This window comes from Virgibacillus alimentarius (assembly GCF_000709085.1).
Taxonomy (GTDB): domain Bacteria; phylum Bacillota; class Bacilli; order Bacillales; family Amphibacillaceae; genus Virgibacillus_B; species Virgibacillus_B alimentarius.
Window position 1 is genome coordinate 1 of the sequence record NZ_JFBD01000032.1, and the last position, 9,512, is coordinate 9,512.

Here is a 9,512-nt window from a genome sequence, read left to right on the forward strand (position 1 = left end):
TGTTCCTAGATAATGGTCTTAGGATCATTTGGGACAATTCTTTTCCCCCTTGCGGATTGAACCGCATAAAAAGACTGATTTCCCAGTGTGCGCCTTGGTCTTCATACACGCAGGCTGTGCACCTTGATTTTTGAACCTAGATGTTAGTAGCTCTAGGGCTGCTTTCAATGCAAGGTAAAATTCCTTCACCGTAAATAACGATTTACCTGGCGCCACCACATTAAGAGATGAAATCGATGCCTTCGTCATCGCCGATTATATGCGTTTTGGACGCCTGCCTATGTCTGTTGTAAAAGAAGAACAGTATGTTGCTCTTCAGCAGTTAACACGGGCACGTTATCAAATCATTAGGCAAATTACACAGGAAAAGCAACGCTTTCTTCAATATTTAAGCTATAAATGTAATACCTTTACAGAAGATGTGACGTCCTCTGTGTTTGGTAAGGCCATGTTGGATCTCTTTCAAGAAAGCTATAGTTTAGAAGAACTATCCCAAATGGACTTAGAAGAATTGGCTGATTATCTACGTGTCAAGGGCAAGAATCGTTTCCCAGATGCTGAACAAGTAGCCAAATCAATTCAAAAAGCTGCGCGTTCGTCTTATAGATTAGACAAGGTTGTGGAAGATTCTATTGATGCGATTCTTGCCACGTCTATCACCTTAATTCGCACTTTTGACAAATGGCAAGTACATTCCGCTATTAAACCTTCGCTTTCACGCTTTTTGCCGGATGGTTAGCTGGTATATGGGTGCGTCCTTTTCCAAACATATTTTCACGCAACGTGTTTCCTTCATATTCCGTTCGGTAAATCCCGCGTTTTTGCAATTCCGGTATGACATCATCAACGAATTCCCGAAACGTTCCAGGGGAATACGACTGCGCAATATTAAAACCGTCCGCATCCCCAATCGTTGCCCATTCTTCAATCTGATCGGCAATTTGTTCCGGCGTCCCGATAAATTTCACCGTCCCATTTCCAAGACCATGATTCTTGATTGCTTCTCGCAATGTCCATTTTTTATTTGGATCTTTCGTGTACATATCCAAATTCCCCTGCACTGCTTCTGTTTCCATATCCTCGATATACTGATCTGGATCATAACGGGAAAAGTCTATCCCGGTGTGACCAGACAGGAGCGATGCGGTCCCCTCGTAACTGACCTGTTCCTTTAGTTCCTCATATTTCTGGTAAGCTTCCTCCTCTGTTGATCCAATAATTGGCAGGATCAATGGGAAAATAAGCACATCCTGCTTATCTCTTCCCTGCAATGTTGTCCGTCTCCGTATGTCTGCTGTATATTTTTTCAGTGCCTCTAAGGAATGGTTTTTTGTAAAAACACCTTCCGCATGTTTAGCAGCAAAATCACGGCCTCTCGGTGAAGCACCTGCTTGAAAAATAACCGGTGTCCGTTGCGGGGAAGGTTCTACTAAATGAGGGCCTGGCACATCAAAAAATTCACCTGCATGGTTGATGAGATGCACCTTCTTCGGATCCGCAAACCGATCATTTTCCCGGTCATAGATGACAGCACCATCCTCCCAGCTTTCTTCCCACAATTTATAGACCACTTCTAAAAATTCATCCGCCCGGTCATACCGAAGCTCCTTTGGCAATCGTTCGGTAAGTCCCAAATTGACAGCCTCACTTTCCAAGTAGGATGTCACCACATTCCAGGCAACCCTCCCATTTGTCATATGATCAAGCGTCGAAAGTTGCCGAGCTAGCGCATAAGGCTGTGCGTAGGTTGCTGATATGGTCGGTGCAAAACCTAAATGCTTCGTTACCGCTGCCATCGCTGAAATTGGAATAATTGGATCATGTGCCGGAAGCTGGACCGCATACTCTGCTCCGGCACGATGGCTATTTTCATAGACACTGTAGGTTCCCAGCACATCAGCGATAAACAAGGAATCAAATTTCCCTCTTTCTAGCAATTGTGCGATCTCCACCCAGTACGTTAACTGATTATGATTAACACCCCCGTCTTTCTCATGCTTCCACAGTCCAGTAGAATGTGGAGAAGGCGAATGCTGAATAAACCCGTTAAAATGAATTTGTTTACCCATGGTGAAAGCTCCTTTCAATGGGGGACCATCGCCTGTCGTACTAAACCGTTAAAGCAAAGGGGACAGTCCCTAAATGTAGTTATTTTCGATCATAAGCATTTAGTGCATTCACACTATGTGCAAACGCCGATCCGGCTTGTAAAGCAACAGCGACGAAGATTGCTTCTGCTACTTCATTGACACTCGCACCGGTTTTTTTTGCATTTTTTGTATGAAGATCAATGCAATACGCACATCCGGTGGTATGTGCAGCTGCTACAGCAATTAATTCTTTCTCTTTTTCTGTCAGTATGTTCGCTTTTAGAGCCTGTTTGTCAAAATCCGCAAAGGCCCGAAAAGCATCACCTTGTAATGCGCCAAATTCTTTTAATCGTTGAAAATAACTTGTCCGGTACAGCTCATCAGAAGATTCTCCGTCATAAGCATTTAGCGCATTCACCCCATGAGCAGCTGCGGCACCTGCCTTTAGTGCAGCGGATACGAATACCGCTTCCGCTATTTCTTCTTTGGACGCTTCCTGCTCCTTCGCATTTCCTACATGCAAATCAATGCAGTACGGGCACCCGGTAATATGTGCAACCGCAACAGCAATTAATTCTTTTACCTTTACCGTCAATGCACCTTCTGCTAGCGCCTGCTCGTTAAATGAAAAAAAGCTTTTAAAGGCTTCCGGCGCATATTCCCTTAATTCTCCAATCCGTGAAAAATATGATTTTTTGTACAAGGTATCAGTTGAATGACTCACGTGAACCCACTCCTTTTGGTATATGATCTGCATTCCACTAATTAAAACTATTATCCCCATCTTAATAATCGGTTTTGACACCATAAAATGTCCTTTTACCCTTTTCCCTAGCAAATCAGGTGCATGCATTAAAAAAACCCCTTCCGATGAGGAAGAGGTTTCATTTATCGACTACGTTCACTCATCTTTCAAGCCAATGCTTGCTGGAATTAGCACCTTGTTATCATAACGGTTGCTGCGGGATCAAAGGACCAGGTTCCTCCCCCGACTCTGGATAAGGAAATATTTTATTTAATTAGTAAGAATTGTATACCATCATACCGAATACAGAAAAATGTGTCAAGTACAAATTTTAAGGGACTGTCCCCCATCACTTTTTTACCAAATAATATGCTGCAGTCCAGGCGGTAATTGGAATAATTAGGCCAACACCAGCACCGGCTGAGAGAATGCTGATCATTTCTGCACTAAATACTTTCGAATTCACAATTTCCCCGAACGAATACGTTAAATCTTTAAACCACAAAATCAATGCCAGATAGCTTCCTAAAAAGGCAAAAAACAATGTGTTCGTATCTGCTCCAAGAACATCTCTGCCAATGCTTAGCCCAAATCGAACTAACTCTTTCCTGCTTGTTGATGGCTGATGATGAAATAGTTCCTGCATCGGCGAAACAATGGAAATAGCAATATCCGTAATCGAACCGATCGCAGTCAGTATGACCATAGCCGCTCCAACCTTGACGAAATCCACCCCAACATGGAGGGAAAATACACTGATTTCCTCAATGACCTCTTCGCCAAATCCCTGAACCTTCGCTTTGGACGTGATGAATACAATAAAAGAGATCAAAATAACAATGGTGATCATGGAAGAAATGAAGGCTGTTTTCGTTTTCATGTTCACTCCATTAATATAAAACAAATTCATACTGCAAATTGCTGTACATGCAATCAACGCTACAATAATTGGATTGACAATTGGAATGGTCATCAAAATCATGGTAATAAGAAACACGAGGAAATTTAGAAATAAGGTAAAAAAAGACCTTACCCCCTTTTTCCCGCCTACAAGCACCATTAACAAGAATAAAATAGCTGCCAGCACCACTTGTACCGTCATGATTTAGCCCTCTTTCGATTAATAAAAAAGATAGATGTATAGAGGCTTACTGGAATGGATAACACAATGCCAATCCCGCCCGCTAACGCCCTGGCTACTTCCAATGAAAGATTCATTGTCAGGGAAAATGTCAATGCCGACCCATTGTTTAAATATAAAATAAGCATCGGAATGGAACCGCTGATATAGACAAGAAGCAAAATATTCGTGATCGTTCCCATGATATCTTTTCCAATTTCCATGCCGGACGTCTGAAGTGCCTTTTTGGAAATAGCATTATTTTTTTCATAAAGCCCGAAGATTGAAGAAGTCATTGTAATCGCAATATCCATGACACCTCCTAAGGAACCAAGGAATAAACTTGCGATAAATATCACTTGATACGGACGTGTTAGGAACTGCATTTCTTCATAACGAAGACCACTTTCCGATGTGGCCCATATTACAACGGACGCAATAAGCAGCGAAAGAAATGTTCCAAGTAATGTTGCCACAATTGCCGCATATGTTTTTTCATTCAAACCATGAAGGAATAACAGCGAGATGGCAGTAAATAAAACCACACTGATACTGCATAGGAACAATAAACTGATATCCGAATTCTTCACATAGATATCCAACGCATAGGACAGGATCATGGCGTTGATTGCTAGAGCGATGATGGAAAACAGTCCCTGCCTTTTGCCGACAATAAGTAAAATCGCGACAAATACCCATGCTGCTACCAAAACATATTTATCCCGTTTCACATCGATTATCTTGCCAGTTAATGTTGCATTTTTCCCCTTGTCTGTATCCAGCGAAACAAACAAGTCATTTCCAGGCTGATAGGCCTGATCATAAGCCCCTGAAGCTGAATATTCATTCTGTAAATGGATCGTCTCTCCTTTAGCTTCCCCATTTTTCAACTTGGCTGTAATCTGTTGCGTAAATAGCTCATCTGTATTGTGGTGTTGATCCGTCACTTCGGTCTTATCTTCCTGTTTTACTTTAGTGACTTCAGCAATGGGACGATCATAAAATGCATCATTATGATTAACGAACACAACCGACACCACAAAAAGAAACGCCATAATAACATAAAAATAAATGGACCTCGACAACATCTTCTTCACCCTTCCCAAACCTGGTGCCTGTCACTTCCCGAATTTTGTCGATTTATATCGAAATTATCAAATCGAAAGGCAGCCAGATCCTAGCACGGTAGCAGATCTGTAGCTCCCCTTTTTCACAAAGACTTTGGCCTTTCCTATCAGAACTGGCACCACCTGGGGCTATCCCTACTTAATCCTGCATTTGGTGCCAAAGGAATGTTTTTTCCATAACATGTTTTCTGGCAAAAATGAGCAAGAAAACAGCAACCAATGCTTCCGCTGCAGGAAGCGCTAGCCAGATGCCAGCTGTACCAAGCATAAACGGCAGGATAAGCAGCATAAGAATCAGTAAGATAACACCTCTAAATAGGGTAATACCGATCGATGGTTTGATATTACCAATCGATTGATAATAAGTCATATAAATAAAATTGATCCCCATGAATAAATAGCCCAGGAAAAACAACTTCAAACCAGTAGTAGCAAGATCGACAATTGATTCGGACTCAATACCAAATATAGCAACAAGTTGAGTTGCCCCAAAATAACCAATGGCTAAAAATAAAAGACCAAGCGATATGCCGGTAATTTCAGCGATTTTCACTGTCTTTTTGATGCTCTCTGCCTGCTTCGCCCCGTAGTAATAACTAATCATCGGCTGAATCGTAGAAGCAATCCCGATAAACGCCAAAAACATAAACACATGCAAATAATTAATCACGGAAAAAGCAGAAAGCCCGTCCGTACCAACGTGATATTCCATCGCAATATTATAGCCAACGACAAATATTCCCATCCCTGCCTCCGATAAAAAACTCGGAAAGCCAATGGTACTAATGGATTTAATCGAACGCCAATTCCAATCCATTTTAACAAGCTTTAAATTAGAACCCTTTTTTAAAAAATGAAATGTATAAATAAGCAAACCAAAAGCGGTTGCAATAACCGTAGCTAACGCCGCTCCCTTTACTTCCAGTTCCAAAATAAAAATCATCCAGTAATTCAGCCCGATATTTAAAATAGCTGATACAACAAGCCCCATCATAGCCAGCTGCGGGTCACCATCATTCCGTACAAAAATACTTAAGACTGCTTCTAAGGATAAAATTAGCGACGAAAGGAATAAAATTCGCATATAATCCAACACATACGGCAACGTCTCCTGATTCGCTCCAAAAAAAAGCGCCAACGCTTCCAAATTTACGTAGCTAATCACCGAAACCACAACGGTAATCACAGTAATCAGCGCCATGGATAACGTAAATATTTTCCGCGCTCTATCATCATTATTTTCCCCCATAGCAATCGAATAAAGCGTTCCGCCTCCCATTCCAACAAGGAGCGCAAGAGAAATAATGACCGAAAACACTGGAACCGCAATATTCACACTAGCAAGCGCAACAGAGCCAACCCCATTCCCAACAAAAATCCCGTCCACCACCACATTCACCGACATCAACATCATGCCAAGAAGGGTAGGGATAAAATATTGAAAAAACGTCTTCGCTACAGACTGCGTTGCTAGCTTTTGATTCACACTGCCCATCTGCTTCACCCCTTATTCATCGGTTGTATGATACTGCGTTATTCTGTGTACACCTATTCTAATCTAAATGAAGAAAGAAAGTCTAGAAAGAGGGGAGGGACTTGAGGGAGACCTGTGATTTGGAGGGTTTTATTGGGGTAGCGCTTGTCTCGCTCCGCGTTTTATCAGTTTGTGTCGAATTTCGGCTTGATATAGAGGGTTCTGGCGTTCCATTTGCACCAAAAAACCATGCAGAAAAGAATCATTCGTACTCTTTTCTACATGGTTTATAAACGTTTGTTGTTCATTTTTATAATCGCATCCGCTGGTACATTAAGGCTAAGTACACTTCTTTTGTTTCCTCTTCTCTGCGGACATTATAATTCCCGCCTTTTCCAGCCGTTTTTTTATTTTCTCTTGTTTATAAAGCATTTGATTACACATTGTGCGAACACCTCTTTTATTTGTATTCCCAATGTATAAATTATGCTATTCAAAATACAAAACAAGCACTATAAAGCCATTGTAACAGGATTATTTTGGTGCTTGTTTTTGTGATTTTTTAAGTTCATGAAAGCTATCAATCCACTCTGTACGCTCCAGCATAGTCAGCGTCCCTCCCCCTGCCAAATTATCTTCCCTCAAGCATTGTTTTTGACAGAAGCTTGATTATCCTATATTGTTATGAAACAATTCAAACAACTCCTGTATAGAATGAATAGAGAAAGGGGGGAGATCACGTGAAAAGACTTTGGAAAAAATATACTGCAACGTCACTTATTTTAAAAATAACCGTTGCACTTATTTTGGGAGTCCTAACAGGCTTCATCTTTGGTGAAGACGCCGCCACAGTACTCACCCCTTTTGGTGATTTACTACTACGGCTGTTAAAATTCATGATTATTCCACTTGTCGTCTTCACGTTAATCGTGGGGGTCAATCAAACAAAAATGAGTGATCTTGGACGCATGGGCGGCAAAGTATTTCTGTATTATATCATCACTTCTGCACTCGCAATTATCGTCGGTATCACCATTGCAAGTATATTTAACCCTGGGACAAATATGTCGCTCGATACAAATGAGAACTTTGAAGTTCCGGATAATCCTGGAGTCATCAGTGTTCTGCTTCGTATTGTTCCGGAAAATATCTTCACGGCTTTTACCGAGTTAAATCTTTTGGGAATTGTGTTTACTGCCCTTGCTTTTGGAATTGCGATCTCCGCGCTCCGATCCACAGAAAAGTGGGCAGCCTCCGGGGAACTTGTCTACAACGTTGTGGAAGGATTAAATGAAGCAACTTTTAAAATAATGCATGCGGTTTTGCAATATGTTCCAATTGGTATTTTTGCCATCATTGCCAAAACGGTCGGAAATCAAGGGATGGATACCCTGCTTTCTTTAGGGGATATGGTTTTGGTATTATATATCGCTTTACTTGCTCAAGTCGTCATTTATATGCTTTTCATGCTGTTTACCAATGTATCCATTAAAGATTTCTTCTCCACAGCAAGAACGCCGATTGTAACTGCTTTTGTGACCCAAAGCAGTTCGGGTACTTTGCCATTAACTTTAGATGCAGCTAAAAATTTAAATCTGTCCAAAAGTTTATATAGCTTTAGCTTGCCTTTAGGTGCTACCGTCAATATGGATGGAGCTGCCATCCGCATTGCCATATCAGCAGTTTTTGCAGCAAACATTATTGGGGATCCTTTGACGTATACAGATATGCTCCAAGTTGTGATTGTAGGGACACTCGCCACGATTGGTACAGCAGGTGTTCCAGGTGCTGGGATTATTATGATTGCAACTGTTTTTGCACAAGTCGGCCTGCCGATCGAAGCCGTTGGACTGCTGACCGCCATTGATGCACTTGTGGGCATGGGTGCCACTGCCCTAAATGTAACAGGTGATTTAGTAGCCACCTCCGTCATTGATAAAACAGAAAAAAAGCATCAGGCAAAAACGGTTTATCCCGAGTGATCAAAGTACACCCCTACGGGTGCCTTGCATCCCAAGGGTATGTGTCTAAAAAGTAAATAACGAACTATGTCAAGGACCTTTCAATTAAAAAGTAAGACAAAATATGAAAGCAGTTGCATGGCGCGAATTCGGTATTAAAACGGACCCGTGCCATGCAACCTGCTTCATTTAAACCTTAACGAGATATTTTAATAGATTATATAATCTAGAAATATATTGTGAACCCTTACGTCAAGCTAGAACATATTTCATGAATAGCGTATCGGTTTCACGCTATAAGTCTTTCCGAGCTCACTTGGATTTTTCACCTAATAAATCAAGCAGCACAGCTTCTCTTTCGCCGCTTGTTTCATGATTTCCCTTATGGATGCGGTGCCCCCATGCAACAACCCCACTCACTTCATCAATTTTAAAATAATGTTCGTGATCCTCTTTTAATTCGCGCATATCCCCTGGCCTAAATGCAGATACATCCAGCATATAGGATCTAACAATTTCTATTTTTCTCCTATGAACCGCTATATAATTACGCTGCCCTAACGCTTCGGCCTTCTGTAATTTTTCACGTAAAAGTTCCTCTTCTGCTTGTAGCTGTTCTATTGAATATCGCTTGTAAGGATGGGCCATCGTGCACCCTCCCTTCCCTTATATTTTTGTACTCCAACTAGATTAACGGAAAAAGTTTTCCACCATCACAAACCGCTGCTAAAAGATAACCTGTTTTTCTTTTTTCCTCCTGTACGCGCTCTTATCAACACATATCGCCTCTATCATACCATATCTCTTTCACTTCTTCTTAGAAAATATTTTAATTAGGCTACACAAACGGTCCTTTGTAACAGTGCTTTTTCAAAAACTTGCAATGTCCTTTCGAATTCTCTATCTCAGTTTCAAACTCCGGTTTTCTTCTCCAATCGAGTAGGTGACTAACCATTACTTGGTTAGTCGACCTCTCACACCACCGTACGTACGGT

The 9,512-nt window shown here is 41.4% G+C and carries 8 protein-coding genes, 1 pseudogene and 1 riboswitch; of the genes and pseudogenes, 3 read left to right on the plus strand and 6 right to left on the minus strand.

Annotated elements, in window-relative coordinates:
* Nucleotides 1-226: 226 nt before the first annotated feature.
* A pseudogene (locus tag GZ63_RS16435) lies at nucleotides 227-727 on the plus strand (IS110 family transposase); the annotation flags it as partial.
* Here the strand turns inward: GZ63_RS16435 and GZ63_RS0105650 are convergent.
* From GZ63_RS0105650 to GZ63_RS0105670, 5 genes are all read right to left on the minus strand, one after another.
* Complete coding sequence (locus GZ63_RS0105650) at nucleotides 702-2,069, minus strand: LLM class flavin-dependent oxidoreductase (protein WP_029267711.1); 1,368 nt, start codon at nucleotides 2,067-2,069, stop codon at nucleotides 702-704. The pseudogene GZ63_RS16435 and the gene GZ63_RS0105650 overlap by 26 nt on opposite strands.
* A gap of 79 nt (nucleotides 2,070-2,148) precedes the next feature.
* Entirely contained in the window at nucleotides 2,149-2,814 is a 666-nt protein-coding gene (locus tag GZ63_RS0105655) for a carboxymuconolactone decarboxylase family protein (RefSeq protein ID WP_029267713.1), read from the minus strand.
* A gap of 178 nt (nucleotides 2,815-2,992) precedes the next feature.
* Nucleotides 2,993-3,095, minus strand: a riboswitch (SAM riboswitch).
* An 89-nt stretch (nucleotides 3,096-3,184) separates the two neighbouring features.
* The gene (locus GZ63_RS0105660; protein ID WP_029267715.1) at nucleotides 3,185-3,937 is read right to left on the minus strand and encodes a YibE/F family protein; all 753 of its coding nucleotides are present in this window, start codon (nucleotides 3,935-3,937) and stop codon (nucleotides 3,185-3,187) included.
* Nucleotides 3,934-5,043, minus strand: a complete 1,110-nt coding sequence (locus GZ63_RS0105665; protein WP_029267718.1) for a YibE/F family protein — start codon at nucleotides 5,041-5,043, stop codon at nucleotides 3,934-3,936. Before GZ63_RS0105665 ends, GZ63_RS0105660 begins: the two co-directional genes overlap by 4 nt.
* Before the next feature lie 178 nt (nucleotides 5,044-5,221).
* Nucleotides 5,222-6,577 carry an MATE family efflux transporter gene (locus GZ63_RS0105670; RefSeq protein ID WP_029267719.1) on the minus strand — a complete coding sequence of 452 codons (1,356 nt, stop codon included), beginning with the start codon at nucleotides 6,575-6,577 and terminating at the stop codon, nucleotides 5,222-5,224.
* A 119-nt stretch (nucleotides 6,578-6,696) separates the two neighbouring features.
* Between GZ63_RS0105670 and GZ63_RS17825 the strand changes: the two genes are divergently transcribed.
* Together GZ63_RS17825 and GZ63_RS0105690 are read left to right on the plus strand one after the other, a co-directional pair.
* Nucleotides 6,697-6,849, plus strand: coding sequence for a hypothetical protein (locus GZ63_RS17825; RefSeq protein ID WP_156947682.1), 153 nt, complete (start codon nucleotides 6,697-6,699; stop codon nucleotides 6,847-6,849).
* A 447-nt stretch (nucleotides 6,850-7,296) separates the two neighbouring features.
* Nucleotides 7,297-8,538: a dicarboxylate/amino acid:cation symporter gene (locus tag GZ63_RS0105690; RefSeq protein WP_029267721.1), complete on the plus strand. Its 1,242-nt coding sequence runs from the start codon at nucleotides 7,297-7,299 to the stop codon at nucleotides 8,536-8,538.
* 291 nt (nucleotides 8,539-8,829) lie between these two features.
* Here the strand turns inward: GZ63_RS0105690 and GZ63_RS0105695 are convergent, their stop codons facing one another.
* Nucleotides 8,830-9,165: a DUF1811 family protein gene (locus GZ63_RS0105695; RefSeq protein WP_029267723.1), complete on the minus strand. Its 336-nt coding sequence runs from the start codon at nucleotides 9,163-9,165 to the stop codon at nucleotides 8,830-8,832.
* Nucleotides 9,166-9,512: the final 347 nt, after the last annotated feature.

What these genes read in the sequence shown, in the direction of transcription:
- GZ63_RS0105650 (WP_029267711.1), bottom strand. Translation starts at nt 2,069, where the DNA reads ATGGGTAAACAAATTCATTTTAACGGGTTTATTCAGCATTCGCCTTCT.
- GZ63_RS0105660 (WP_029267715.1), bottom strand. Translation starts at nt 3,937, where the DNA reads ATGACGGTACAAGTGGTGCTGGCAGCTATTTTATTCTTGTTAATGGTG.
- GZ63_RS0105665 (WP_029267718.1), bottom strand. Translation starts at nt 5,043, where the DNA reads ATGTTGTCGAGGTCCATTTATTTTTATGTTATTATGGCGTTTCTTTTT.
- GZ63_RS0105670 (WP_029267719.1), bottom strand. Translation starts at nt 6,577, where the DNA reads ATGGGCAGTGTGAATCAAAAGCTAGCAACGCAGTCTGTAGCGAAGACG.
- GZ63_RS0105695 (WP_029267723.1), bottom strand. Translation starts at nt 9,165, where the DNA reads ATGGCCCATCCTTACAAGCGATATTCAATAGAACAGCTACAAGCAGAA.